Genomic DNA, 24,354 nt, shown 5'->3' with positions numbered 1-24,354 from the left:
CTTTCCCGCGAAGATTATTCTTCGATTTTACCGCCGGCAGCTTCGATTGCAGCTTTAGCGCCTTTAGTTACGCGAAGACCTTTAACAGTCACTGCTTTGTTAATTTCACCAGAAAGAACAACTTTTACAAATTCGATGTTCTTAGTGATTACGTTAGCAGCTTTAAGGCTGTTTAGATCTACAACGTCACCAGATACCTTCGCTAGCTCAGCTAGACGAACTTCAGCAGACACTAGGCTCTTACGAGAAGTGAAACCGAATTTAGGTAGACGCTGTTTCAAAGGCATTTGACCACCTTCGAAACCTGCACGAACTTTACCGCCCGAGCGTGATTTTTGACCTTTGTGACCACGGCCACCAGTTTTACCTAGGCCAGAACCAATACCACGACCTACGCGCTTCTTAGAAGGCTTAGAACCCGCAGCTGGTGCTAGAGTATTCAAACGCATTCTGATTACTCCTCAACTTTAACCATGTAGTAAACCTTGTTGATCATGCCGCGTACTGCTGGCGTGTCTTCAAGTTCTACTGTGTGGTTGATGCGACGAAGGCCTAGACCACGTAGGCACAATTTGTGCTTTGGTAGGCGGCCGATTGAGCTTTTAGTTTGAGTTACTTTAATAGTTGCCATGGTTTACTCCGAAATATTTTCAACAGTTAGACCACGTTTAGCAGCTACCATCTCTGGAGACTTCATGCCGCTCAAACCATCGATAGTCGCGCGAACGATGTTGATTGGGTTCGTTGAACCGTATGCTTTCGCAAGTACGTTGTGAACACCTACAACTTCTAGTACTGCACGCATCGCACCACCGGCGATGATACCTGTACCTTCCGCAGCTGGCTGCATGTAAACTTTAGAGCCAGTGTGACGACCTTTCACCGCGTGGTGAAGAGTACCTTCGTTTAGCGCAACAGTAACCATGTTACGACGCGCTTTTTCCATTGCTTTTTGAATCGCAGCAGGTACTTCACGAGCTTTGCCGTAACCGAAACCTACGCGACCATTACCGTCACCAACTACTGTTAGTGCAGTGAAACTAAAGATTCGACCACCTTTAACCGTTTTAGAAACACGGTTAACAGCGATTAGCTTTTCGTGCAAATCTGAAGTTTGTTGTTGTTCTTTAGCCATCGATCAACCCTACCTTAGAATTTAAGACCAGCTTCGCGAGCAGAATCTGCTAGCGCCGCTACTCGACCGTGGTATTGGAAACCAGAACGATCAAACGCAACAGATTCAATGCCTTTTTCAAGAGCACGCTCTGCAACAGCTTTACCAACTGCTTTAGCTGCGTCTACGTTACCAGTGTTCTTAACTTGCTCACGGATCGCTTTTTCTACAGTAGAAGCAGCTGCGATAACCTCAGAGCCGTTTGGTGCAATAACCTGTGCGTATACGTGACGAGGAGTACGGTGTACTACAAGACGGTTCACACGAAGTTCAGCAATCTTACGACGTGCACGTGTAGCACGACGGATGCGAGATGCTTTCTTATCCATAGTGTTACCTTACTTCTTCTTAGCTTCTTTGGTACGCACATATTCATCTGCGTAACGAACACCTTTACCTTTATAAGGCTCAGGCTCACGGTAAGAACGAATGTCAGCCGCAACCTGACCAACTAGTTGCTTGTCAGCACCAGTTAGTACGATTTCAGTTTGGCTTGGACATTCAGCTTTAATACCCGCTGGCACTTCGTGCTCAACTGGGTGAGAGAAACCTAGAGTTAGGTTTACTGCGTTGCCTTTGATAGCAGCACGGTAACCAACACCCTTAAGGATCAGTTTCTTAGTAAAGCCTTCAGTAACACCAACAACCATGTTGTTCACTAGTGCACGTGCAGTACCTGCTTGAGCGTTAGCTTTAGCGATACCTTCACGAGGAGCGAAAACAATAGCGTTATCTTCCTGTGAAACTACTGCCGCGTCGTTAAGAACGCGTGATAGTTCACCCTTAGGGCCTTTAACAGTCACTTCTTGACCGTTAATTTTCACCTCTACGCCAGCTGGAATAGCGACAGGTGCTTTAGCAACACGAGACATATTCTACTCCTATTAAGCTACGTAGCAGATGATCTCACCACCAAGACCTGCTTTGCGAGCAGCACGGTCTGTCATAAGACCTTTGGAAGTGGACACTACAGCAATACCCAAACCACCCATCACAGAAGGTAGGCTGTCTTTATTTTTATAGACGCGCAGACCTGGACGAGAAACACGTTGGATTTGCTCGATTACTGGTTTTGCTTGGAAGTACTTAAGAGTAACTTCTAGCTCTGGTTTTGCTTCGCCTTCAACAGCGAAATCAACGATGTAACCTTCGTTCTTTAGCAAAGTAGCGATTGCAACTTTAAGCTTTGAAGAAGGCATTTTAACAGCAACTTTGTTTGCTGCCTGACCGTTACGAAGACGGGTCAGCATATCCGAAATCGGATCTTGCATGCTCATAAGATTTACTCCAAATGATTAAGTGGCAATTACCAGCTAGCCTTACGAAGTCCAGGAATCTCGCCTTTCATGCAAGCTTCACGAACTTTGATACGGCTTAGACCGAATTTACGTAGGTAACCGTGTGGGCGACCAGTTTGGTTGCAACGGTTACGCTGACGTGATGCACTTGAATCACGTGGTAGAGATTGCAGTTTAAGAACTGCTTCCCAACGCTCTTCTTCTGATGCGTTCACATCGCTGATGATGTTTTTTAGTGCAGAACGCTTTTCAGCGAACTTAGCTACTAGTTTTGCACGCTTAGCTTCGCGTGCCTTCATAGATTCTTTAGCCATAACAGTAACCCTTCACCTTACTTACGGAATGGGAAGTTAAAGGCAGCCAGCAGAGCACGGCCTTCCGCATCTGTGTCAGCTGAAGTCGTGATAGTGATATCAAGACCGCGAACACGATCAACTTTATCAAAGTCGATTTCCGGGAAGATGATTTGCTCGCGAACGCCCATGCTGTAGTTACCGCGTCCGTCAAAAGACTTAGCGCTAACGCCACGGAAGTCACGTACACGTGGAAGTGCGATTGAGATTAAACGCTCAAGGAAGTCCCACATGCGTTCGCCACGCAAGGTTACTTTACAACCGATTGGGTAGCCTTCACGAATTTTGAAACCTGCAACAGATTTACGCGCTTTAGTGATAAGTGGCTTTTGACCAGAAATAGTCGCCATATCAGAAGCTGCGTTCTCTAGAAGTTTCTTATCGTTGATTGCTTCACCAACACCCATGTTAAGGGTGATTTTTTCGATTCTAGGGACTTGCATGACGCTTGAGTAGCCGAACTCTTTGGTCAGTTCAGCAACTACAGACGACTTGTAGTAATCATGCAGTTTCGCCATAGTTAACTCCAAAATACTTTATATCTTAGTTAGAAACGGTTTCGCCGTTAGACTTGAAGAAACGAACTTTTTTGCCGTCTTCAAAACGGAAACCGATACGGTCTGCTTTACCAGTAGCTGCGTTGTAGATAGCAATGTTAGAAACATCAATAGCTGCTTCTTGCTCTACGATACCACCTTGAACACCCATTGCCGGAACTGGCTTCTGGTGCTTCTTAACAAGGTTGATACCTTCAACGATAACTTTACCGGTTGCTAGAACCTTAGTTACTTTACCTTTCTTGCCTTTATCTTTACCGGCAAGAACGATTACTTCGTCATTACGACGGATTTTAGCTGCCATTTTTCGTGCTCCTTATAGTACTTCTGGAGCCAGTGAAACGATCTTCATGAATTTCGCATTACGAAGTTCACGAGTCACTGGGCCAAAGATACGTGTGCCGACTGGTTGCTCAGTAGTGTCGTTCAACAATACACAAGCGTTACGGTCGAAGCGAATGACAGAACCGTCTGGACGACGAACGCCTTTACGGGTGCGCACTACTACCGCCTTCAGAACATCACCTTTTTTCACTTTACCGCGAGGAATTGCTTCCTTAACTGTAACTTTGATGATGTCACCGATGTGTGCATAACGACGGTGTGAGCCACCCAGAACCTTAATACACATTACCTTGCGCGCGCCAGAGTTGTCTGCAGCGTCAAGTGTACTTTGCATTTGGATCATTGTTAGTGCTCCGCTAAATATTAAAAACTAGACCCTCTCGGGTCGGGCTGCCTCTTTAAAGGGACGCGAATTGTACCACCCTTTTTTTTGTTTGGGTAGACAAAAAATAAGCGGCTTCCAAAAAAACTTGGAAGCCGCTTTAAGTTGTTAACAATTAACGAAAATTAGATTTTCGCTTTTTCAACAACTTTTACCAAAGTCCAAGACTTAGTCTTAGACAGTGGACGACACTCTTTGATTTCAACTGTATCGCCTAGGCCACACTCGTTGTTCTCATCATGTGCGTGAATTTTAGTCGTGCGCTTTACGAACTTGCCGTAAATTGGGTGTTTAACCATGCGCTCGATAGCAACAACGATAGACTTATCGCCTTTGTCGCTAACAACACGACCTAGTGAAGTACGGATTTTGTCGCTCATTATGCGCCTGCCTTCTCAGTCAAAACGGTTTTAACACGTGCGATATCACGACGTACAGCTTTCAGAGTATGAGTCTGCTGTAGCTGACCAGTTGCAGCTTGCATGCGCAAGTTGAACTGCTCGCGTAGCAGGTTCATTAGCTCAGCGTTAAGTTCTTCAACGCTTTTTTCGCGTAGCTCTTGTGCTTTCATTACATCACCTGCTTAGTTACAAATGTTGTTTTGATAGGCAGTTTACGAGCCGCTAGGCGGAACGCTTCACGTGCCAACTCTTCAGGTACGCCATTCATTTCGTACATCACTTTACCAGGTTGGATTTGAGCTACCCAGTATTCAACGTTACCTTTACCTTTACCTTGACGAACTTCAAGAGGTTTTTCAGTAATTGGTTTGTCTGGGAAGATACGAATCCAGATTTGGCCTTGACGTTTGATATGACGTGTCATTGCACGACGTGCCGCTTCGATTTGACGAGCAGTAATACGTCCACGACCTACAGCTTTAAGACCGAATTCGCCGAAGCTTACTTCAGTACCTTTAGCTAGACCGCGGTTACGACCAGTCTGAACCTTACGGAATTTAGTACGTTTAGGTTGTAGCATCAGTCGACTCCTTACTTACGGCCTTTACGCTGCTTCTTAGGCTTGTCGCCTTTAGGCTCTACTGCATTCGCAGCTGGCATTCCACCAAGGATTTCACCCTTGAAGATCCAAACTTTGATGCCGATTACACCGTATTGGGTGTGAGCCGAAGAAGTTGCGTAATCAATGTCAGCACGTAGGGTGTGTAGTGGCACACGGCCTTCACGGTACCATTCAGTACGCGCGATTTCAGCACCGCCTAGACGGCCGCTTACTTCTACTTTGATACCCTTAGCACCTAGACGCATTGCATTTTGTACTGCGCGCTTCATAGCACGACGGAACATAACACGACGCTCTAGCTGAGACGCGATGCTGTCAGCCACTAGTTGACCGTCCAGCTCAGGCTTACGTACTTCAGCGATGTTAATTTGCGCTGGTACACCTGCGATTTTAGCTACAGCTGCGCGTAGCTTCTCAACGTCTTCACCTTTCTTACCGATAACAACACCTGGACGAGCAGTGTGAATAGTCACACGGATGCTCTTAGCAGGACGCTCGATAACGATGCGTGATAGAGACGCTTTTGCAAGTTCCTTAGTAAGGAACTGACGTACCTTGAAGTCGCCGTCTAGGTTGTCAGCGAATTCTTTGGTGTTAGCAAACCATGTAGCATTCCAAGGCTTAACGATGCCAAGGCGAATACCATTAGGATGTACTTTCTGACCCATTGCTTATTCTCCTAGTCTCTTAGCGATCTGCTACAACAACAGTGATGTGGCTTGAACGCTTCAAGATACGGTCGGCACGGCCTTTAGCACGAGGCATAATACGCTTCATGATAGGGCCCTCATCTACAAAGATTTTAGCGACATTAAGATCGTCAATGTCTGCACCTTCGTTGTGCTCAGCGTTCGCGATTGCTGACTCAAGTACTTTCTTAACTAGAACAGCAGCTTTTTTGTTGCTGAAAGTTAGGATTTCTAGTGCTTGATCCACAGATTTACCGCGGATTTGGTCTGCAACTAAGCGAGCTTTCTGTGGAGAAATACGAGCAAAGTTATGTTTAGCGATAGCTTCCATCATCTACTCCTTATTTCTTCTTAGCTTTCTTATCAGCAGCGTGGCCGCGATAAGTACGAGTTGGTGCGAATTCGCCCAGTTTGTGACCGATCATTTCTTCGGTTACGAATACTGGTACGTGCTGACGACCATTATGGACAGCGATGGTCAAACCGATCATCGTAGGGATGATCATTGAGCGACGGGACCAAGTCTTAATAGGCTTTTTGTCTCCGCTTTCCACCGCTTTCTCTACCTTCTTCAGCAAGTGTAGGTCAATAAAAGGACCTTTCTTGAGAGAACGTGGCATGGCGATTCCTCTTTCTTAGATTACTTGTTACGACGACGTACGATGTACTTGTCAGTGCGCTTGTTCTTACGAGTCTTGAAGCCTTTAGTTGGCTGACCCCAAGGTGATACTGGGTGACGACCACCAGAAGTACGACCTTCACCACCACCGTGTGGGTGGTCTACTGGGTTCATTACTACACCACGTACGGTTGGACGTACGCCGCGCCAGCGTGAAGCACCAGCTTTACCTAGTTCACGTAGCATGTGCTCAGAGTTACCAACTTCACCGATCGTTGCACGACCTTCAGAAAGAACTTTGCGCATCTCGCCAGAACGTAGGCGTAGAGTTACATATGCACCGTCGCGAGCGACGATTTGTGCGTATGCACCTGCAGAACGAGCAATTTGTGCACCTTTACCAGGCTTAAGCTCAACACAGTGTACAGTTGAACCAACTGGGATGTTGCGCATTGGCAGAGTGTTACCTGCTTTGATAGGCGCATCAACACCAGACTGGATTGTATCACCAGCTGAAATGCCTTTTGGTGCAATGATGTAGCGGCGCTCACCGTCTGCGTACAGAACTAGAGCAATGTTTGCGCTACGGTTTGGATCGTATTCTAGACGCTCAACCTTTGCAGGGATGCCATCTTTAGTACGTTTGAAGTCAACGATACGATAGTGATGCTTGTGACCACCACCGATGTGACGTACTGTGATACGACCGTTGTTGTTACGACCACCGTTCTTAGAGTTTTTCTCTAGAAGTGGTGCGTATGGCTTACCCTTGTGTAGGTCAGCGTTAACAACTTTAACTACGTGACGACGACCAGGGGAAGTCGGCTTACATTTAACAATAGCCATTTCTCAACTACTCCTGTTATTCCGCACCGCCAACGAAGTCAAGATCTTGACCTTCTTTCAAAGTAACGTAGGCTTTCTTAACGTCTGAACGACGGCCTTCACGCATACCTTGACGTTTGGTCTTACCCTTAAGAACAAGAGTATTTACAGACTTAACTTCAACTTCAAATAGCTTTTCTACAGCTGCTTTGATTTCTCTTTTAGTTGCATCTTTTGCTACTTTGAAAACGATAGTGTTCGCTTTCTCTGCAGCCATAGTTGCTTTCTCAGAGATATGTGGAGCACGTAGAACTTTTAGTAGACGCTCTTCAGTGATCATGCCAGCATCTCCTCAACTTGCTTCACTGCTTCAGCAGTAATTACAACTTTGTCGAACGCGATTAGTGAAACTGGGTCGATACCAGCTACGTCACGAGCGTCAACTTTGTATAGGTTACGAGCTGCTAGGAATAGATTCTCATCTACTTCGCTAGTCACGATAAGAGCATCTGTTAGCTCAAGCTCTTTCAGCTTAGCTACTAGCTCTTTAGTCTTTGGTGCTTCTACTGAGAAGTTATCAACAACGATTAGACGCTCTTGACGAACAAGCTCAGAAAGAATGCTTTTCATAGCACCGCGGTACATTTTCTTGTTTACTTTTTGGCTGTGATCTTGTGGTTTCGCAGCAAAAGTAACACCACCTGTACGCCAGATCGGGCTACGAATTGTACCAGCACGTGCACGGCCAGTACCTTTTTGACGCCATGGCTTAGCGCCACCGCCAGATACTTCAGAACGAGTCTTTTGAGCACGAGTACCTTGACGAGCACCTGCTGCAAAAGCAACAACTACTTGGTGTACAAGAGCTTCGTTGAAGTCACGTCCGAAAGTAGTCTCGGAAACAGTTAGTGCATCAGCACCTTTAACCATCAATTCCATTACTTACTCCTAGACGTTAAGCTTTAACAGCTGGTTTTACGATAACGTTGCCGCCGATTGAGCCCGGTACTGCACCTTTGATAAGAAGCAGATTGCGCTCAGCGTCAACACGTACGATCTCTAGGTTTTGAGTCGTTACACGCTCAGCACCCATGTGACCAGCCATTTTTTTGCCTTTGAATACGCGACCTGGAGTTTGGCATTGACCAATAGAACCAGGAGCACGGTGAGACAGTGAGTTACCGTGAGTCATATCTTGAGTAGAGAAGTTCCAACGCTTAACAGCGCCTTGGAAGCCTTTACCTTTAGATGTACCAGTAACGTCAACTTTTTTAACGTCATTGAATAGTTCTACGTTTAGCTCAGCGCCAACTTCAAACTCTTCACCGTTTTCTAAACGGAATTCCCAAAGACCGCGACCAGCTTCAACACCAGCTTTAGCAAAGTGACCTGCTTCAGCTTTGTTTACACGGCTAGCTTTTTTCTCACCAGCAGTAACTTGGATTGCTGCGTAGCCGTCAGTTTCTACAGAACGGATCTGTGAAACGCGGTTGTTTTCTACTTCAACAACTGTTACTGGGATAGAAACGCCTTCTTCGGTAAATACGCGGGTCATACCCACTTTACGTCCGACTAGACCAATCATTCTTCTAATCTCCCTTAACCTAGGCTGATTTGAACATCTACACCAGCAGCAAGATCTAGACGCATAAGAGCATCAACAGTCTTGTCAGTTGGTTCTACGATGTCGATCAAACGCTTGTGAGTACGGATTTCGTACTGGTCACGCGCGTCTTTGTTAACGTGTGGAGAGATAAGAACAGTGAAACGCTCTTTGCGAGTAGGTAGTGGGATAGGACCACGAACCTGTGCGCCGGTACGTTTTGCTGTTTCAACGATTTCCGCAGTTGAAGCGTCGATTAGTTTATAATCGAAAGCTTTTAGGCGGATACGAATACGTTGGTTCTGCATGAGACAGAGCTCCAATTAATAATTAAATACACAAACAATATCGCCACTCACACTTAAAAACTTAAGGGAATGCCGATTGATTTATGTGAAACCGTAGCCTCCAAAATCAGGAAGCGTTGTCAGCTAATTTTCTATTAACTTGTAGCTTTCGCTATCTTATTAATTGTATTAACCGCGAACATAAGCGGAGTATACGTTACCCAGATAAAATCTGGCTCCTCGTTGCTAATTGGTTCACAACTGACTAAGTCAGTGCGAGGCATTATACAGATCACAGATTGGGATGCAAGACGTGAGTGAAAAATAATCGGCTATTAGCTGTCAGCTATGTGCTTTTAGCTTTCAAAGGGGATAATTTGAGATGTTCAGATCGCTGACAGCTAAAAGCTTACAGCTTCTAAAAACGCAAAAAGGGAAGCCGAAGCTCCCCTTTTCAGATGCATTTCCTCAAAAGAGGAAGTGTGCAAGATTCAACTAAATATTAGTCAAAGATCTTAGCTACAACACCAGCACCTACAGTACGGCCACCTTCACGGATTGCGAAGCGTAGACCTTCATCCATAGCGATTGGAGCGATTAGCTCAACTTTCATTTGGATGTTGTCACCTGGCATTACCATTTCTACGCCATCTGGTAGAGAGATGTCACCAGTTACGTCAGTTGTACGGAAGTAGAACTGTGGACGGTAGCCTTTGAAGAACGGAGTATGACGGCCGCCTTCGTCTTTAGAAAGTACGTATACTTCTGACTCGAACTTAGTGTGTGGGTTGATTGAGCCAGGAGCTGCAAGAACTTGACCACGCTCAACTTCGTCACGCTTAGTACCACGTAGAAGTGCACCAACGTTCTCACCTGCACGACCTTCGTCAAGAAGCTTACGGAACATCTCAACACCAGTACAAGTAGTAGTTGTAGTTTCTTTGATACCTACGATTTCTACTTCGTCACCTACGCGTAGGATACCGCGCTCGATACGACCAGTTACAACAGTACCACGACCTTGGATCGAGAATACGTCTTCGATTGGTAGTAGGAACGGTTGGTCTACTGCACGCTCTGGCTCTGGGATGTAAGAATCTAGTGCTTCTGCAAGCTCAACGATCTTGTCTTCCCACTCTTTCTCACCGTTAAGTGCACCAAGAGCTGAACCTTGGATTACTGGTAGGTCGTCGCCTGGGAAGTCGTACTCAGAAAGAAGTTCACGAACTTCCATTTCTACTAGCTCTAGAAGCTCTTCATCGTCAACCATGTCACACTTGTTCATGAATACGATGATGTAAGGGATACCAACCTGACGGCCTAGTAGGATGTGCTCACGAGTCTGAGGCATTGGGCCGTCAGTTGCAGCAACAACTAGGATACCACCGTCCATTTGCGCAGCACCAGTGATCATGTTTTTAACATAATCCGCGTGTCCTGGGCAGTCTACGTGTGCGTAGTGACGAGTTGGAGTGTCGTACTCAACGTGAGAAGTTGCGATTGTGATACCGCGCTCACGCTCTTCTGGAGCGTTATCGATAGATGCGAAGTCTTTCGCTTCACCGCCGTACACTTTAGCTAGAGTAGTACAGATTGCAGCAGTTAGAGTTGTTTTACCGTGGTCAACGTGGCCGATAGTACCAACGTTAACGTGCGGTTTCGTACGTTCAAATTTTTCTTTAGACACGATTGTGTTCCTTCCTAGTTATTGATTCGCCCAAACGATAAATTGTAGGGGCGCGCCATGAAGTTGCTATTTTATGCGCCATCTTTCGAGAGCGCAATAGAATCATTATTAAACAATAGTTATTTCACGATATTTCGTGACTAAAGTTTAACCACGTTCTGCGATGATCGATTCTGCGACACTCTTTGGTACTTCAGCGTACTCGCTAAACTCCATAGAGTAAGAAGCACGGCCTTGTGTTGCAGAACGCAAATCAGTTGAGTAACCAAACATAACCGACAATGGTACTAATGCACGAACTACTTTCACTCCTGCAGTACCGTCTTCCATGCCTTCAATAATGCCGCGGCGACGATTTAGGTCACCCACCACACTACCCATCCAGTCTTCTGGAGTAGTTACTTCAACTTTCATCATAGGTTCAAGGAGAACTGGTTGTGCCTTAAGGGCACCTTCCCTAAACGCCATTGAGGCAGCGATTCTAAACGCTATCTCACTTGAGTCAACATCGTGGTATGAACCGTCAAACAGTGTAGCTTTGACATCCTGCATAGGATAGCCAGCAAGTACACCGTTGAGCATTTGTTCTTCGATACCTTTCGATACCGAACTGATGTATTCACTAGGAACAGCACCATCCACAATATCGTTAACAAAAACAAAACCTTCGCCCGGCTCTGATGGCTCAAGCTTGAGCCAAACGTGACCATATTGGTTACGCTCGCCTTGGCGAATGAATTTACCTTCAACCTCGGTTGTACCGGTAATCGCTTCACGGTAAGCCACTTGTGGGTTACCTACGTTACAACCAACATTGAATTCACGCTTCATGCGATCGACGATGATATCTAGGTGAAGTTCACCCATACCTGAGATCAGGGTTTGGCCTGTCTCTTCGTCCATCTCTACGTGGAAAGAAGGGTCTTCCGCAGCCAGCTTATCAAGAGCGATAGTCATCTTGTCTTGGTCAGCTTGAGATCTTGGTTCAACCACAATTTGGATAACTGGATCAGGGAACTCCATTTTTTCCAGAATCACTTTATGGTTCTGGTCACACAGAGTATCACCTGTAGTTACGTCTTTAAGACCGATTACAGCAGCAATATCACCCGCGCGTACTTCTTTCACTTCTTCACGCTTGTTCGAGTGCATCTGTACGATACGACCCAAACGCTCTTTTTTCTCTTTAACAGAGTTGTAGACCGTATCTGCTGTTTTAACAACACCAGAATAAACACGCATAAAGGTTAGAGTACCTACGAACGGGTCAGTTGCGATCTTAAATGCCAATGCAGAGAATGGTTCTTTATCATCAGCATGACGCTCAACTTCTTTATCGTTCTCATCCACACCTTGAATCGCAGGAACATCTACTGGTGAAGGTAGGAAGTCAACAACAGCATCAAGCACAGCTTGAACACCCTTGTTTTTGAAGGCACTACCGCAAGTCGCCAGTACAATCTCATTGTTGAGGGTACGGATACGCAGACCTTGTTTGATCTCCGCTTCGCTTAGCTCACCCTCTTCAAGATATTTGTCCATCAACTCTTCGTTTGCTTCAGCAGCAGCTTCAACCAAGTTGGTACGCCACTCTTCAGCATCATCAAGCATGTCCGCTGGGATATCTTCATAAGTAAAAGACATACCCTGATCAGCTTCGTTCCAGCTGATGCGCTTCATCTTGATAAGGTCAACAACGCCAGCAAACTCGTCTTCCGCACCTACGTTCAGTTGGATAGGGATTGGAGTTGCGCCAAGACGCTCTTCGATTTGATTTACAACGCGTAGGAAGTCTGCACCAGTACGGTCCATCTTGTTAACAAACACTAGGCGAGGAACGCCGTATTTGTCAGCTTGACGCCAAACGGTTTCAGATTGCGGCTCAACACCAGATGCGCCACAGAAAACAACTACTGCGCCATCAAGTACACGCAATGAACGCTCTACTTCGATAGTAAAGTCAACGTGTCCTGGGGTGTCGATGATGTTGATGCGATGATCAGGGAACTGCGCTTCCATACCGCGCCAAAAGGTGGTGGTAGCTGCAGATGTGATAGTGATACCACGCTCTTGCTCTTGCTCCATCCAGTCCATTACAGCTGCGCCGTCATGAACCTCACCAATTTTATGAGAGAGACCGGTATAGAATAGAATACGTTCACTTGTGGTTGTTTTACCTGCATCTACGTGAGCAACGATACCAATATTACGGTAGCGCTCAATAGGAGTTTTACGAGCCACGTTTGTATCCTCTTACTTAGGGACTATTCGTATTTAAAAAAGACTTTTGAAATATGAATAAACCCTATTTTTCTTTTCCGAAAAATAGACAAATGCAGCGAGCATAAAGCCCGCTGCACTTAAAGGTATTACCGAGGGATTACCAACGGTAGTGAGCGAACGCTTTGTTAGCGTCAGCCATGCGGTGAACGTCTTCACGTTTCTTAACCGCAGTACCTTTGTTCTCAGACGCATCTAGCATTTCAGCAGCTAGGCGTTGAGCCATAGATTTTTCACCACGCTTACGCGCAGCTTCAACCAACCAACGCATAGCAAGTGCGTTACGGCGAACCGGACGTACTTCTACAGGTACTTGGTAAGTTGAACCACCTACACGGCGAGACTTAACTTCTACCGCTGGGCGAACATTTTCAAGAGCTTCTTCAAATACAGCTAAGTGGTCTTTACCAGACTTCTCAGCCATAGTGTCTAGTGCAGTGTAAACGATTTTTTCTGCAGTAGATTTCTTTCCGTCAACCATAAGGATGTTAACGAATTTTGCCAGCAGTTCAGATTTGAACTTAGGATCTGGAAGGATCTTACGCTGACCAATAACGCGACGACGTGGCATAGGAATTCTCCGTTGTCTTCTTCAGGTTATCCAAAACTTTTCAGTTTCTTCAAAATTAAAATTTAATTTAGTGTTTGGCCTTACTTAACGGAATCCATTAAGACTTAGGACGCTTCACACCGTACTTAGAACGACCTTGTTTACGGTCATTTACGCCTGCACAGTCAAGTGCACCGCGAACAGTGTGGTAACGCACACCTGGAAGGTCTTTAACACGACCGCCACGGATTAGAACAACTGAGTGCTCTTGAAGGTTGTGACCTTCACCGCCGATGTACGAAGTCACTTCAAAGCCGTTCGTTAGACGAACACGGCAAACCTTACGAAGTGCTGAGTTAGGTTTTTTAGGTGTAGTAGTGTAAACACGAGTACATACACCACGTTTTTGTGGACACGCTTCTAGTGCTGGCACGTTGCTTTTAACAACTTGCTTTGCACGAGGCTTACGTACCAACTGGTTAATAGTTGCCATTAACTAGCTCCTGATTTACTTAAAGTAAGCTTTGTGAAAAATCTATCCCCATCACACTAGTGCAATTAGGGACGCGAAATTCTATTCGGGGACAGGGGGGGTGTCAAGAAATATACGGATCTTTTTTGTACAGCAATCAGCCAGCGAGCCAATCGCCACCAATCCTGTTACCAAGTTATAGATTTACTGTGCTCAGCGGTGAGATCAACGAAGCCTGCGAAGTCTACTAGCTCGATAGCTGAGCCTGCTTTCTCTGATAGGCCTCTCGCCTCTACATCAGCAGAAAGGGCATAACTATTGTGCGCATTCAACTTACTATGAGCGAAATGCTTCGGATTGACAGCATATACCGCGTCTTGCACTAGCAAGAACTCATCTTTGCTTGAGGCATATTCAGTCGCCTGCTTGAGGGATTCTAAGTTAGAAATGATATGTAGCATCTAGAACCTCAAAACCTGCACACAATCAGACAGCTTTTCTGCAATCTGTTGTTTAGACAAAAACTCGCAATCAAGGATAAGGTCACCTTGCTCAAAACCAAGCTCATTCAGGCTCGACTCGCACACATACACCTGCTCGACATCATAAAGGTCAAACAAACGAAAGGCTGCGATATAGTCACGACTCAGTATAGATTGAGGTTGCTGATGTTTGAGCAATTGATTCACTCCCTGCCCTATAAAGAAAACAGCAATGTTCTCGCTAAGCGCAGAGGTTGCCAAGATAGCATCGAGTCCTTCACGACCTTGAGCAGTTGAGTGCGGTGCTGAAGAAAAGATAAAACCAAGCTGTTTCAAAACTGCACCACCCTATCTTGGGTTAAAAGGACTTCTGCCAAGCTACCCAAACCAGACTGTTCAAAGCCATCGGCAAGGTTAGTGCGAGAAAGCTGATTCAGCTTCGCCTCTTCTTCCCCTACCACACCACGGCGCAGAGCTGCGGCTACGCAGGTTTGAAGTTGCACGCCATGCTCAGCAGCTAGCTGTTGCCACGCGGCTACCAGATCAAACTCATCATTGGCCGGCACGGTTAAGCCATTACCATTACTTACACCCTGCTGATAGAAAAAGACGCTCACCAAGCGGTGACCTTTCTTTATCAAGGCCTGAGCAAACTGGTAGGCATTCAGGGGACCTTGATCTCCATACACATTGCCATTCACTACTAGGGTGTAGGTAAGACTCACTGCTTACTCTCCAGTTTTACGCTGGCGGATGTACAGATAAACGGTGTGTTTAGAGATGTTCAGACGATCAGCTACACGGTTGATCGCATCTTTTATGTCAAAGATGCCCTTGTCGTATAGCTCCATAACGATCTGACGATTCTTGGTGTTGTTAGATACACTTTTATCGGCATTTACTTCATCGATAGTGCGCTCAACGGTCTGGTCCACCAGTTCTTCCACATCACTAGCAAAGTTAACCGATGATGCCGCCGCTTCTGCTTCTTCCGTCGGCATAAAGGATTGCAACACAGAAGAGAAAGGTGCATCAAGGTTTACGTTGATACACAGAAGACCAATCACGCGGTTATCACCATTGCGGATAGCCACAGTGATAGACTTCATCAGCACCCCACCCTTGGCGCGGGTAAAGTATGAACGAGAGAAATTGCGCTCTGAGCCTTCAATATCTTTTAGCATCTTAAGTGCAAGGTCGGTAATAGGCGAACCTACTTGACGCCCGGTGTTCTCACCATTTGCGATACGAATAGCCGAGGTATTTAGGTCTTCTAGAGAGTGCAGAACGATCTCACAGAAAGGCCCGATAAGGCTGGCAATCCCGTCCACTACCGCTTCGTATGAGCGTAGGATAATTTTGTCATGATCGGTAAAGGGTTTAACGTCTACCGATTCCATCTCTAGAAGAGACTCTGCGTGTAGGGGTTCGTATTGCACTTAGGATTCCGCCAAATTGAAACTCAAATATTACGCCAAAGTTTATCAGATTATTTTAAAAAAGATGTAATAGGTTAGATTTAAGTCACTATTAATCTGATCTGAATCATGACTTTCAGGTCAAAAGCTCTCTGATTTAATTGAACTTCTCAGTCTTAGGTACAAAAAAACCGAGGACAAGCCTCGGTTTTCTAATCAATCACTCAAGATTATTGAGCTGGTGTTGCTTCTGGAGTTTCGATACCTAGAAGCTCTACCTCAAATACTAGAGTAGAGTTTGCAGGGATAGCTGGAGACTCTTGGTCGCCGTATGCTAGCTCAGGCGGGATAACGAACTTGTACTTAGAGCCAACGTTCATTAGCTGAACGCCCTCAGTCCAACCCGGGATAACACGGTTTAGAGGGAATGTAGCTGGTTCGCCACGCTCTACAGAGCTGTCGAACTGAGTACCGTCAGTTAGAGTACCTACGTAATGTACCTTAACTACGTCAGTCTCTTTTGGTGTTGGGCCTTCGCCTTGAGTCTCAACTTGGTATAGAAGACCAGACTCAGTTTGCTGAACGCCTTCTTGTTTAGCAAATTCTGCACGGAAATCTTCGCCAGCTTTTAGTGCAGCTTCTGATTTCGCTTTTGCATCTGCAGCCATCTTATCGCTAACACGCTTGTCTAGGCCTTCTAGAGCTGTGCGGATTTCATCTTCGTTCAGGCCAGCATTACCAGAGAATGCATCAGTAATGCCTTTAAGAACCATCTCGTCGCTTAGGTCAATGCCAATCTCACGAGGCTTCTCTACACTTGCTTTCAGGTAAGTCGCGAAAGAAACACCGATTGCGTACGCTGCTTTTTCATCATCGTTATTAAACTGCATTGCTGCAGCTTCAGTCGTCGCTTCTGGAGCAGCTTCAGTGTTTGCTGCTGGTGCTTCTTCTTTTTGACAGCCTACTGCTAGCGCAACGGTAGCTGCAAGCAGAGAAAGTTTTAGCATTGATTTCATTTAAATCTCCAATTCATGGCCAAGCCATTGGTTGTGGGGCACATAAAATGCCACTTTTTCGTGACCGTTTGTTTGCAGTCTAATGCAAAGCTAGTCGTGCGAATACAGGTAAGTGTACGTTTTATCGTTCAATTACAGCAACATATTGTTGTCATTTCCATGTCAGAAAGAGATAAACACACAGAAAATTGAATTGATAGCTTATAGACCCTATTTTTTGAAATAGTTCCCTAATGTAAACTTGCTCACTATTAAAAACGAAGAATATTGGTTATGACTAACAAAGCAGAAGTTAGTGAGCTCATCGAGCAGCTCACACACAAAGTGGATGACTTGGAATGCAAAATGGCTTTTCAAGAGCAAACCATCGAAGAATTAAACGAGGCGCTAAGCCAACAGCAGATGCTGATCAGTAAGATGGAGCAGCAGATGAAGTATATTGTTGGCAAGGTGAAGAACATGGAAACCTCCAACCTTGCCGACCAATCAGAAGAGACGCCACCGCCTCATTACTAATAGTCACTCGTCCGCGTAGATCTTTACTTCAAGATTACCGTGAACATCGATAGCAGCTCGGTACATACCTGAGCTGTTCATCGCAAAATGAATATCACCTTTAGCATCAAGGGCAATCAAACCGCCCTCTCCGCCCATAGCTTCTAACTCACCATGAATAACATGCTCTGAAGCAGTGTGAACGTTTTCATTCAGATAACGCATGCGTGCAGCAAGATCGCCTGCAACCTGCTTACGGATAAAGTATTCGCCTACGCCTGTAGTGGACACGGCCACATTACCGTTCTCAGCATGAGTGCCAGCGCCTATGATTGGGCTATCACCCACGCGACCAAACTTCTTATTGGTTACGCCGCCAGTACTGGTAGCGGCTGCCAGGTTACCTTGGCTATCCAGTGCCACTGCACCTACAGTGCCGTATTTTTTGTCATCTGGGTATTTACTCTCAGAGAGCGCAAACTCTCCTTTAGCCTTCATGCTTCTGAGCTGCTCAACTCGGCGCTCAGTAATGAAGTAAGACTCATCCACGAACTCAAAGCCTTGCGCCTTGGCAAATCTGTGCGCGCCATCGGCAATCAAGAACACATGATTGCTGTTTTTCATCACTGAATTGGCGAGCTCGATTGGGTTCTTAATTCCCTTTATACCTGCAACTGCCCCAGCATTGAGGTCTTTACCATGCATGATAGAGGCATCCATCTCGATATGCTCTTCATGGGTTAGCACTGAACCTTTGCCCGCATTAAATAGCGGAGAGTCTTCCATCACCTTAACCGCCGCTATAGTCGCATCGGCCGCATCGCCACCTTGTTCAAGCACCGTATAACCTGCACGTACTGAAGCCTCCAGAACACCTAGCACTTCTTGCTGGAGCTCTGCGCTCATTTTTTCTCTTAAGATGGTGCCGGCGCCACCATGGATAGCGATACTGATCGGTTGTTGCATAACATTTCCTTCGTTCTAAAACCAAAAAAGCCCCCCAATGATTGGGAGGCTTAGTATAACTAAACAAACTCAAAGTGCGCTTTTAGCACATTAAGGTTGTAAAAATTCTTAGTGGCTTGAGCAGCAGTCGTCGCCGTTTGAGCAATCGCCTTTACCACCACAGCATTCGTGGTCGTCAGCTTTTTCACCGCCACCACAGCAGCCACCTTTTTTGTGGATGTGACCGTGCTCGATCTCATCTGCAGTTGCTTCACGAATGGCAACAACTTCAACATCAAATGTTAGAGTTTGGCCAGCCAGCATGTGGTTACCGTCAACTACTACAAAGTCACCATCTACTTCAGTCACTTCAACTGGGATAGGGCCTTGGTCTGTGTCTGCTAGGAAACGCATGCCAACTTCGATTTGCTCAACGCCTTGGAATACGTCGGCAGGAACACGTTGAACCATAGCATCACTATGCTCACCGTATGCTTCTTCAGGGCCTACAGTTACGCTGAACTTCTCACCCACAGAGCGACCTGTTAGAGCATTTTCTAGGCCAGTAACTAGGTTGTTGTGGCCGTGCAGATAGTCTAGAGGAGCTTCAACGCTCGCTTGATCAACAACTACGCCTTCTTCCACTTTTACTTGGTAAGCAAGGCTTACAACTGAGTTATTGTCGATTTTCATAGTCACTCCGAATAGTGATTGTTCAAAAAAGAGCCGCAATCATACAGATTAAGTATGGGGATTGCTAGGGCTTAAAAATACCGATAACAGATTGCTCCGACGCAGCCTGTTCTTGTTCTTTGGTTAGGCGCTGCTGGGTGTGATTGCAAGCCACACACTCAACCCATTCCACCTTATTTTCTTCCCACCAACGTAAGGTATCCGTTTCGCTGCATTCTGGACATTGCGCTCCAGCAATGAATCGCTTTTTAATGTTCATCTCTTTTGTTCCAAAAATGGCTAGATTGACGTTCGTTCTCCATCTCACGATCGAAGATCTCTTCTAGCTCTTTACGTGCTTCCTTGGCTCTAAGAGCCAGATTCTTTTCATCACTATGCTGTGGCATCAGCTCTTCTAGCATAGTGTTGTCGAGTTTATTGAAATGCTTTTGCGCTCGGGTGGCTTGGTGTGGGTGCATTCCTAGGGAGATAAGAAGCTGACGACCTAAATCCAGTGCCCCTAAGAAGGTCTCGCGTGAATACGAGGTCACACCATGGTTAAGCAATTGATACGCCTCTACACGACTGCGGGCACGAGCCAGTATTTTTAAATGCGGGAAGTGTTGCTGACACAGGTCTGCAGTTTGTAGCACCTCATCAGGAGAGTCGGTACATAACACTATGGCTTCAGCGGTATTTGCTCCGGCTGCTCTTAGCAAGTCAAGGTTGGTTGCCTCACCGTAGTAAACCTTATAGCCAAACTTACGCAGCAGTTTTATCTGGCTCGCATCACTCTCCAAGATGGTTATCTTCACCTTATTGGCATACATCAAGCGCCCTATCACCTGACCAAAGCGACCAAAACCTGCCACGATAACCCTCGGCTTTCTATCACCCATAGGCTCTGCGGCCTCTTCTTCTTGAGTCGAGTTAATACTACGCGCGTACCACCAACTTTGTCCCTTAAGTAGAAGTGGCGTAGTCACCATGGACAAACTTACTACCACCAGCAAAAAACTCGAAACCGAATCATCCAATAGTCCTAACGCGAGGGCTACAGTAAAGATAACGAAGGCAAACTCACCCCCCTGACTCAGGATGGCCGACATGCGACTGCGAGACTTAGATTTCAAACCGAACAAACGGGCTAAACCATATAAGATATAGCCTTTCAGCACCACTAGGCCTACAACAGTGAGCAGAATAAGCACTGGCTTTTCAAGAAGAAGGCCAAGGTTTACCGACATCCCTACCGAGATAAAGAACAAACCAAGTAAAAGACCTTTGAACGGCTCTATGGTTATCTCAAGCTCGTGGCGATATTCACTCTCTGCAAGCAGTACACCAGCTAAGAAAGTCCCCAAAGCCATCGAAAGACCAAGGTATTGCATAAACACAGCGATACCCAACACCACTAGTAGAGCTGCTGCAGTGAAAAGCTCTCGTGTGCCGCTCAGTAAAACGTGCCTAAATAGCGGTCGCAGCAAGAAGTGACCTGCCACCAATAGACCGACAACGGCCCCGACCTTAATACCTACATCAGACCAATTACCGGCCACATTGCCAGCCAGAACGGGAAGCAATGCCAGCATAGGGATCACGGCGATATCTTGGAAAAGGAGCACCGCAAAGCCAGACTGCCCCGCTTCTTTGCCTGACAATTCAAGCTCATCAATGATACGCAGCGCGATGGCGGTTGAAGAAAGCGCGAGCCCCATACCTATCGCAAGGCTACTTGCCCAAGACTGCCCTAAAAAGTTAGCTACCATGGCGATCAACAATGTAGTCAACACCACCTGAGCACCACCCAAACCCAATATAGGGACTCTCATAGCCCACAGTTTCTTAGGATTCAGTTCTAGACCAATCAGGAATAGAAGGAGCACTACACCGAGTTCAGAGAAATGGAGTATGGCATCCACATCGCTGATAAGGCCAAACCCCCAAGGGCCAATAGTGACACCTGCAATTAGGTAGCCTATGACACTGCCAAGTCCTAGTCTTTGAGCCAATGGCACTGCGATCACAGCAGCACTGAGGAACAGCACGCCACTTTGGATAAGGTCGTTATTTATCGCCATTGTTACCTCCATTGAGCTCGGAGAATGGGTCACTCAGCCACTTGGCATAATCTAAAGCGTGCTGCAGTCTTTCAACGTCTGACACGTTACGAGCCCAATAGAGTATGAGTGGTTCAAACCAGTGCATTTGGCATAAGGCAGCGGTCAGTTCAAAGGGTTGCAGTATCTGTTCTAGAGGGTATTTATTGTAACCTTCAGGAGAAAAAGCTTCAGATTTACCACCGGTAGTAATAACGCTACGCCAGTGTTTACCCTTTAAGGAACATTGCTGTCCAAAAGCAAAGCCTTTATCTAACACCCTATCCATCCACTCTTTTAGTAATGCAGGGCAAGAATAGAGAAACATTGGATGTTGAAAGACGATAACGTCGTGTTGCAACAGGCGCTCATGCTCGGCTGCAATATCAATAAAGAAGTCAGGATACTCGGCATAGAGGTCATGCACTGTGACATTAGGTAGCGCTTTGATCTGCTCTATCATAGAGCGATTGGCTACTGAGCTGTTTGGCTCAGGGTGTGCATAGATCACCAAAACCTTAGGTGAGCTATTTGCGGTTTCCTCTGTCATTCCTTGACGTCTTCCCATAATTCCCTTCGAGGCTTCTATCCTAACATATTAAATTCATTGCAAAACCTTAGCTAATGCTAGGTATGTTCGACTTTTGACACACTAACGCCTAATATGCCTGCCAAGATTATCAATATACGGCTCTCATGATTACTTTCTCTGAAATCCAACTGCTGCGCGGTGGTAAAGCACTTCTCGACAATGCGACAGCGACCATTCATCCCGGCGACAAGGTTGGCCTTGTGGGCAAGAACGGCTGTGGTAAATCCACCCTGTTTGCGTTGATGAAGGATGAATTGTCCATAGATGCAGGGGATTTCAAACAGCCAAAACATTGGGAGCTGGCTTGGGTTGCACAGGAGACCCCTGCCCTAGAACGTTCAGCTCTAGAGTATGTGATCGATGGTGACCGTGAATATCGTCAGCTCGAGGCCGACCTTGCTCAGGCTGAAGCAGACAACAATGGCACTAAAGTAGCAGAACTGCATGGCAAGATTGAGACCATAGGTGGATACTCTATCCGTGCTCGTGCCGCTGAGCTTCTCGATGGCCTGGGCTTTTCTCAACCGCAAATGGATTGGAGCCTAACCCAGTTTTCTGGTGGCTGGCGTATGCGCCTCAACCTAGCCCAAGCGCTATTGTGTCGCTCTGACCTACTACTACTGGATGAACCAACAAACCACTTAGATCTGGATGCGGTAATGTGGCTAGAGCGCTGGCTTCAGAGCTACCGCGGCACGCTCGTAGTTATCTCCCACGACCGTGATTTCCTTGATCCTGTGGTCAACCGAATCATTCATATCGAGAACCAGACCCTAAACGAGTATACGGGCAACTATTCTTCGTTCGAGAAGCAGCGTGCCGAGAAGCTAGTGTTGCAACAGGCTATGTACCAGAAGCAGCAAAAGCAGATGTCGCATATGCAAAGCTATATCGACCGCTTCCGCTACAAGGCCTCTAAAGCAAGGCAGGCACAAAGCCGAATTAAGGCGCTCGAGCGCATGGAGAAGGTACTACCCGCTCAGTTTGATAACCCATTTAGCTTCGAGTTTAGAGAGCCAGATGCACTGCCTAACCCTATCGTAATGATGGATCAAGTCAGTGCTGGTTATGGTGACAAGCGCGTTCTCGATCAGATCAAGCTAAACCTAGTTCCTGGCAGTCGAATCGGTCTTTTAGGTCGCAACGGTGCGGGTAAGTCTACTCTGATCAAATTGCTCTCCGGAGAGTTGCAACCGCAAGCCGGTGAGTGTACCTACTCACAAGGTGTGAAGATTGGTTACTTTGCTCAGCATCAACTAGAGACCCTCCATCCAGAGGAAACACCACTGCAACACATGATGCAGATAGCGCCCAAGCATACTGAACAACAGTTGCGTGATTACCTAGGTAGTTTCGGTTTCCAAGGAGATAAGGCTCTAGATAAGGTTGCTCCATTCTCCGGGGGTGAGAAGGCTCGCCTAGTGCTAGCTTTGCTAGTTTGGCAAAAACCTAACCTATTGCTTCTGGATGAACCCACCAACCACCTAGATCTGGATATGCGTCAAGCACTTACCCTTGCCCTTCAAACCTTCGAGGGTGCTATGGTAATCGTCAGTCACGATAGGTATCTATTGAAAGCGACAACAGATGATTTGTATCTCGTACACGATCAAATGGTAGAGCCCTTCGACGGCGACCTTGTGGATTACTACAAATGGCTGACCGAGCAACAAAAGCAACAGAAAAAAGCCGAATCTAATGCTGATCCAAAAAGCACAGAGAATTCAGCAGCGGCTAAAAAAGACCTCAAGCGTAAGCAGGCCGAGTTTCGCAAGCTAACCGCACCGATACGAAAGAACATCACTAAACTCGAAACCCATATGGATAAGCTCAACCAAGCTTTAGAAGGTTTTGAAGAGCAACTTAGCGATACAGAAATGTATCAGGCGAAAAATAAGGCTAAACTTACTCAGGTCTTAAGCCAACAAGCCGAAGCCAAAGCGGAGCTCGAAGAGGTCGAAATGGAATGGATGAGTGACCAAGAGACCCTAGAGAGTATGCAGGCTGAACTGGACGCAGAATTGAATCTATGACGGAAAGCACGCCCAATAGCAATTTGACCATCGATAGCCTGTGGCAATTTAGCCTACAGTACTACTCCGAGCGGGAAATCAAAGAGGCGTGCCTTACCCTACAGAATCAATTTCACGGCAACGTAAATCTACTGCTTGCCCTTCGTTGGCTCGATCAACATCAGCTATCTTTTCCAAACCAAGAGTGGCCGCGAATGCTCCAAAGCCTTGGACGCACCGAGCCACTTTTGCACCAGTTTCGCGAACTGCGACGTAAAACAAAGCAGCACCTACCTGACACCCTATATCGTGAGTCTCTGCAATTCGAACTCCACCTAGAGCGCCAGCAACAAGCCGATATTGTCGATGCCATCCATCAGTTGCAGTTAGATAAGGTAGAGGTGCCACATTTAACCGATGACTACTGCCATCAACTGGGAGCGGAACACATAGCCTTTATCTTTAGTAAGCATTAAAAG

Annotated in this window: 38 protein-coding genes; 3 read left to right on the top strand and 35 right to left on the bottom strand. The window is 46.3% G+C overall.

Translation table 11 applies throughout. The annotated features are described in order from the left end of the window. Nucleotides 1-14 precede the first annotated feature (14 nt). The 30 genes from rplO to fkpA all read right to left on the bottom strand — a co-directional run bounded on the left by rplO (nucleotide 15) and on the right by fkpA (nucleotide 17,060). The gene (rplO, locus tag Pcarn_RS01195) at nucleotides 15-449 is read right to left on the bottom strand and encodes a 50S ribosomal protein L15 (protein WP_261834591.1); all 435 of its coding nucleotides are present in this window, start codon (nucleotides 447-449) and stop codon (nucleotides 15-17) included. A 5-nt stretch (nucleotides 450-454) separates the two neighbouring features. After that, nucleotides 455-631 carry a 50S ribosomal protein L30 gene (gene rpmD, locus Pcarn_RS01190; RefSeq protein ID WP_017029085.1) on the bottom strand — a complete coding sequence of 59 codons (177 nt, stop codon included), beginning with the start codon at nucleotides 629-631 and terminating at the stop codon, nucleotides 455-457. A 3-nt stretch (nucleotides 632-634) separates the two neighbouring features. Beyond that, entirely contained in the window at nucleotides 635-1,135 is a 501-nt protein-coding gene (rpsE, locus tag Pcarn_RS01185; RefSeq protein WP_261834590.1) for a 30S ribosomal protein S5, read from the bottom strand. A gap of 14 nt (nucleotides 1,136-1,149) precedes the next feature. Continuing rightward, on the bottom strand, nucleotides 1,150-1,503 hold the full coding sequence (rplR, locus tag Pcarn_RS01180) for a 50S ribosomal protein L18 (protein ID WP_261834589.1): 354 nt from the start codon (nucleotides 1,501-1,503) through the stop codon (nucleotides 1,150-1,152). A 9-nt stretch (nucleotides 1,504-1,512) separates the two neighbouring features. Then, nucleotides 1,513-2,046 carry a 50S ribosomal protein L6 gene (rplF, locus tag Pcarn_RS01175; RefSeq protein WP_261834588.1) on the bottom strand — a complete coding sequence of 178 codons (534 nt, stop codon included), beginning with the start codon at nucleotides 2,044-2,046 and terminating at the stop codon, nucleotides 1,513-1,515. Nucleotides 2,047-2,058: 12 nt separating this feature from the next. Then, nucleotides 2,059-2,451, bottom strand: a complete 393-nt coding sequence (rpsH, locus tag Pcarn_RS01170; RefSeq protein WP_261834587.1) for a 30S ribosomal protein S8 — start codon at nucleotides 2,449-2,451, stop codon at nucleotides 2,059-2,061. A 29-nt stretch (nucleotides 2,452-2,480) separates the two neighbouring features. Next, nucleotides 2,481-2,786: a 30S ribosomal protein S14 gene (gene rpsN, locus Pcarn_RS01165; RefSeq protein ID WP_261834586.1), complete on the bottom strand. Its 306-nt coding sequence runs from the start codon at nucleotides 2,784-2,786 to the stop codon at nucleotides 2,481-2,483. A 17-nt stretch (nucleotides 2,787-2,803) separates the two neighbouring features. After that, nucleotides 2,804-3,343 carry a 50S ribosomal protein L5 gene (rplE, locus tag Pcarn_RS01160; RefSeq protein WP_261834585.1) on the bottom strand — a complete coding sequence of 180 codons (540 nt, stop codon included), beginning with the start codon at nucleotides 3,341-3,343 and terminating at the stop codon, nucleotides 2,804-2,806. Nucleotides 3,344-3,368: 25 nt separating this feature from the next. Then, on the bottom strand, nucleotides 3,369-3,686 hold the full coding sequence (gene rplX, locus Pcarn_RS01155) for a 50S ribosomal protein L24 (protein ID WP_261834584.1): 318 nt from the start codon (nucleotides 3,684-3,686) through the stop codon (nucleotides 3,369-3,371). Between the two features lie 12 nt (nucleotides 3,687-3,698). Continuing rightward, the gene (rplN, locus tag Pcarn_RS01150; RefSeq protein WP_006075569.1) at nucleotides 3,699-4,070 is read right to left on the bottom strand and encodes a 50S ribosomal protein L14; all 372 of its coding nucleotides are present in this window, start codon (nucleotides 4,068-4,070) and stop codon (nucleotides 3,699-3,701) included. A 164-nt stretch (nucleotides 4,071-4,234) separates the two neighbouring features. Continuing rightward, the gene (gene rpsQ / locus Pcarn_RS01145) at nucleotides 4,235-4,489 is read right to left on the bottom strand and encodes a 30S ribosomal protein S17 (RefSeq protein WP_261834583.1); all 255 of its coding nucleotides are present in this window, start codon (nucleotides 4,487-4,489) and stop codon (nucleotides 4,235-4,237) included. Further along, nucleotides 4,489-4,680, bottom strand: coding sequence for a 50S ribosomal protein L29 (rpmC, locus tag Pcarn_RS01140; protein ID WP_261834582.1), 192 nt, complete (start codon nucleotides 4,678-4,680; stop codon nucleotides 4,489-4,491). Before rpmC ends, rpsQ begins: the two co-directional genes overlap by 1 nt. Further along, entirely contained in the window at nucleotides 4,680-5,090 is a 411-nt protein-coding gene (gene rplP, locus Pcarn_RS01135) for a 50S ribosomal protein L16 (RefSeq protein ID WP_261834581.1), read from the bottom strand. Before rplP ends, rpmC begins: the two co-directional genes overlap by 1 nt. A gap of 11 nt (nucleotides 5,091-5,101) precedes the next feature. Next, complete coding sequence (gene rpsC / locus Pcarn_RS01130) at nucleotides 5,102-5,800, bottom strand: 30S ribosomal protein S3 (RefSeq protein ID WP_261816529.1); 699 nt, start codon at nucleotides 5,798-5,800, stop codon at nucleotides 5,102-5,104. 19 nt (nucleotides 5,801-5,819) lie between these two features. Then, nucleotides 5,820-6,152, bottom strand: coding sequence for a 50S ribosomal protein L22 (rplV, locus tag Pcarn_RS01125; protein ID WP_261834580.1), 333 nt, complete (start codon nucleotides 6,150-6,152; stop codon nucleotides 5,820-5,822). Nucleotides 6,153-6,162: 10 nt separating this feature from the next. Then, a complete protein-coding gene (gene rpsS / locus Pcarn_RS01120; protein ID WP_004736729.1) occupies nucleotides 6,163-6,441 on the bottom strand; it encodes a 30S ribosomal protein S19 in 279 nt (92 codons plus the stop codon). 20 nt (nucleotides 6,442-6,461) lie between these two features. Then, complete coding sequence (rplB, locus tag Pcarn_RS01115) at nucleotides 6,462-7,286, bottom strand: 50S ribosomal protein L2 (RefSeq protein WP_261834579.1); 825 nt, start codon at nucleotides 7,284-7,286, stop codon at nucleotides 6,462-6,464. Between the two features lie 16 nt (nucleotides 7,287-7,302). Beyond that, nucleotides 7,303-7,605 (bottom strand): 50S ribosomal protein L23, encoded by a 303-nt coding sequence (rplW, locus tag Pcarn_RS01110; protein WP_261816526.1) that lies wholly within the window; start codon nucleotides 7,603-7,605, stop codon nucleotides 7,303-7,305. Next, the gene (rplD, locus tag Pcarn_RS01105) at nucleotides 7,602-8,204 is read right to left on the bottom strand and encodes a 50S ribosomal protein L4 (protein WP_038228833.1); all 603 of its coding nucleotides are present in this window, start codon (nucleotides 8,202-8,204) and stop codon (nucleotides 7,602-7,604) included. Before rplD ends, rplW begins: the two co-directional genes overlap by 4 nt. Before the next feature lie 16 nt (nucleotides 8,205-8,220). Continuing rightward, nucleotides 8,221-8,850: a 50S ribosomal protein L3 gene (gene rplC / locus Pcarn_RS01100; protein WP_261834578.1), complete on the bottom strand. Its 630-nt coding sequence runs from the start codon at nucleotides 8,848-8,850 to the stop codon at nucleotides 8,221-8,223. Nucleotides 8,851-8,864: 14 nt separating this feature from the next. Further along, entirely contained in the window at nucleotides 8,865-9,176 is a 312-nt protein-coding gene (gene rpsJ / locus Pcarn_RS01095; protein WP_001181007.1) for a 30S ribosomal protein S10, read from the bottom strand. Between the two features lie 481 nt (nucleotides 9,177-9,657). Next, complete coding sequence (gene tuf, locus Pcarn_RS01090) at nucleotides 9,658-10,842, bottom strand: elongation factor Tu (RefSeq protein ID WP_261834263.1); 1,185 nt, start codon at nucleotides 10,840-10,842, stop codon at nucleotides 9,658-9,660. 147 nt (nucleotides 10,843-10,989) lie between these two features. Continuing rightward, complete coding sequence (gene fusA, locus Pcarn_RS01085; protein WP_261834577.1) at nucleotides 10,990-13,083, bottom strand: elongation factor G; 2,094 nt, start codon at nucleotides 13,081-13,083, stop codon at nucleotides 10,990-10,992. Nucleotides 13,084-13,222: 139 nt separating this feature from the next. Then, a complete protein-coding gene (gene rpsG / locus Pcarn_RS01080) occupies nucleotides 13,223-13,693 on the bottom strand; it encodes a 30S ribosomal protein S7 (protein ID WP_045957025.1) in 471 nt (156 codons plus the stop codon). 97 nt (nucleotides 13,694-13,790) lie between these two features. Further along, a complete protein-coding gene (gene rpsL, locus Pcarn_RS01075; protein WP_004399892.1) occupies nucleotides 13,791-14,165 on the bottom strand; it encodes a 30S ribosomal protein S12 in 375 nt (124 codons plus the stop codon). Nucleotides 14,166-14,332: 167 nt separating this feature from the next. Continuing rightward, complete coding sequence (gene tusB / locus Pcarn_RS01070; RefSeq protein WP_261834576.1) at nucleotides 14,333-14,605, bottom strand: sulfurtransferase complex subunit TusB; 273 nt, start codon at nucleotides 14,603-14,605, stop codon at nucleotides 14,333-14,335. Continuing rightward, nucleotides 14,606-14,962, bottom strand: coding sequence for a sulfurtransferase complex subunit TusC (gene tusC / locus Pcarn_RS01065; RefSeq protein WP_261834575.1), 357 nt, complete (start codon nucleotides 14,960-14,962; stop codon nucleotides 14,606-14,608). It lies immediately after the preceding gene. After that, nucleotides 14,959-15,351 carry a sulfurtransferase complex subunit TusD gene (gene tusD / locus Pcarn_RS01060; RefSeq protein WP_261834574.1) on the bottom strand — a complete coding sequence of 131 codons (393 nt, stop codon included), beginning with the start codon at nucleotides 15,349-15,351 and terminating at the stop codon, nucleotides 14,959-14,961. Before tusD ends, tusC begins: the two co-directional genes overlap by 4 nt. 3 nt (nucleotides 15,352-15,354) lie before the next feature. Continuing rightward, nucleotides 15,355-16,026, bottom strand: coding sequence for a helix-turn-helix transcriptional regulator (locus Pcarn_RS01055; protein ID WP_261835621.1), 672 nt, complete (start codon nucleotides 16,024-16,026; stop codon nucleotides 15,355-15,357). A 248-nt stretch (nucleotides 16,027-16,274) separates the two neighbouring features. Next, a complete protein-coding gene (fkpA, locus tag Pcarn_RS01050) occupies nucleotides 16,275-17,060 on the bottom strand; it encodes an FKBP-type peptidyl-prolyl cis-trans isomerase (protein ID WP_261834573.1) in 786 nt (261 codons plus the stop codon). A 273-nt stretch (nucleotides 17,061-17,333) separates the two neighbouring features. Between fkpA and Pcarn_RS01045 the strand changes: the two genes are divergently transcribed. Continuing rightward, on the top strand, nucleotides 17,334-17,576 hold the full coding sequence (locus Pcarn_RS01045; RefSeq protein ID WP_261834572.1) for a SlyX family protein: 243 nt from the start codon (nucleotides 17,334-17,336) through the stop codon (nucleotides 17,574-17,576). 3 nt (nucleotides 17,577-17,579) lie between these two features. On the opposite strand, the gene Pcarn_RS01040 is transcribed toward Pcarn_RS01045, so the two are convergent. The 5 genes from Pcarn_RS01040 to kefG all read right to left on the bottom strand — a co-directional run bounded on the left by Pcarn_RS01040 (nucleotide 17,580) and on the right by kefG (nucleotide 21,821). After that, on the bottom strand, nucleotides 17,580-18,521 hold the full coding sequence (locus tag Pcarn_RS01040) for an isoaspartyl peptidase/L-asparaginase family protein (protein ID WP_261834571.1): 942 nt from the start codon (nucleotides 18,519-18,521) through the stop codon (nucleotides 17,580-17,582). A gap of 108 nt (nucleotides 18,522-18,629) precedes the next feature. Beyond that, nucleotides 18,630-19,193: a peptidylprolyl isomerase gene (gene slyD / locus Pcarn_RS01035; protein WP_261834570.1), complete on the bottom strand. Its 564-nt coding sequence runs from the start codon at nucleotides 19,191-19,193 to the stop codon at nucleotides 18,630-18,632. Nucleotides 19,194-19,257: 64 nt separating this feature from the next. Beyond that, entirely contained in the window at nucleotides 19,258-19,452 is a 195-nt protein-coding gene (locus tag Pcarn_RS01030; protein ID WP_261834569.1) for a YheV family putative zinc ribbon protein, read from the bottom strand. Then, nucleotides 19,442-21,253, bottom strand: coding sequence for a glutathione-regulated potassium-efflux system protein KefB (kefB, locus tag Pcarn_RS01025; protein ID WP_261834568.1), 1,812 nt, complete (start codon nucleotides 21,251-21,253; stop codon nucleotides 19,442-19,444). The genes Pcarn_RS01030 and kefB overlap by 11 nt, the downstream gene beginning before the upstream one ends. Next, nucleotides 21,240-21,821 carry a glutathione-regulated potassium-efflux system ancillary protein KefG gene (gene kefG / locus Pcarn_RS01020; protein ID WP_261834567.1) on the bottom strand — a complete coding sequence of 194 codons (582 nt, stop codon included), beginning with the start codon at nucleotides 21,819-21,821 and terminating at the stop codon, nucleotides 21,240-21,242. The genes kefB and kefG overlap by 14 nt, the downstream gene beginning before the upstream one ends. Before the next feature lie 146 nt (nucleotides 21,822-21,967). On the opposite strand from kefG, the gene Pcarn_RS01015 reads away from it, so the two are divergent. Together Pcarn_RS01015 and Pcarn_RS01010 are read left to right on the top strand one after the other, a co-directional pair. After that, nucleotides 21,968-23,896 carry an ABC transporter ATP-binding protein gene (locus Pcarn_RS01015; protein ID WP_261834566.1) on the top strand — a complete coding sequence of 643 codons (1,929 nt, stop codon included), beginning with the start codon at nucleotides 21,968-21,970 and terminating at the stop codon, nucleotides 23,894-23,896. Further along, complete coding sequence (locus Pcarn_RS01010; protein ID WP_261834565.1) at nucleotides 23,893-24,351, top strand: TIGR02444 family protein; 459 nt, start codon at nucleotides 23,893-23,895, stop codon at nucleotides 24,349-24,351. The genes Pcarn_RS01015 and Pcarn_RS01010 overlap by 4 nt, the downstream gene beginning before the upstream one ends. The last annotated feature ends 3 nt before the right edge of the window (nucleotides 24,352-24,354 follow it).

The organism is Vibrio ishigakensis, assembly GCF_024347675.1.
GTDB lineage: Bacteria > Pseudomonadota > Gammaproteobacteria > Enterobacterales > Vibrionaceae > Vibrio > Vibrio ishigakensis.
Note: the sequence above shows the minus strand (reverse complement) of the source record. Positions and strands in the feature narration are given on the sequence as shown.